The organism is Pseudomonas syringae group sp. J309-1 (assembly GCF_032582135.1).
Lineage (GTDB): Bacteria > Pseudomonadota > Gammaproteobacteria > Pseudomonadales > Pseudomonadaceae > Aquipseudomonas > Aquipseudomonas quasicaspiana.
The window spans coordinates 1-511 of record NZ_JAWHNU010000171.1 but is presented as its reverse complement, the minus strand read 5'-3'; the positions used below and the strand labels follow the sequence as shown (position 1 = coordinate 511).

General features: G+C 62.2%; 1 protein-coding gene. It reads left to right on the top strand.

The window, feature by feature from the left end:
* Positions 1-23: 23 nt before the first annotated feature.
* The coding region (locus tag RX972_RS29290; RefSeq protein ID WP_316880800.1) for a regulatory protein GemA at positions 24-511 on the top strand (488 nt) is incomplete at its 3' end.

Here is a 511-nt window from a genome sequence, read left to right as displayed (position 1 = left end):
ATCGACATCGAGAGGGCGCTGTCATGAGCGCCACCGCAGCAATCCACGTTGCCAAGAAACAGCTTGGTCTCGATGACGATACGATCCGCGACGTCTATGAACGCGTGACGGGCAAACGCTCGTTGCGGGACATGTCGTCGGTCGAGCAGAACAACGTTGTTCAGGAGCTGCGGCGCGGCGGCTTCAAACCCGCTTCGGTGGGTTCTCGAAAGCGCCTTGAAGGCAAGTATGCGGCCAAACTGCAGGCGCTGTGGATCGCGGCCTGGAACCTCGGCATCGTGACGAACAACGACGATCGGGCATTGATCGCCTTTGTCGAGCGGCAAACGGGCCTGTCGCATGTGCGTTTCCTCCACGATGCCGGCGATGCCGCCAAGGCTATCGAAGCCCTGAAAGCCTGGATGACGCGTGAGGCCGGCGTCGATTGGGCCGTCACCTTCGAGGCGGCGCATTGGCAGCGACTGCCGGGCGCGCAGGTCGCGCTCGCACAATGGCAGATCCTGTTCAAGGC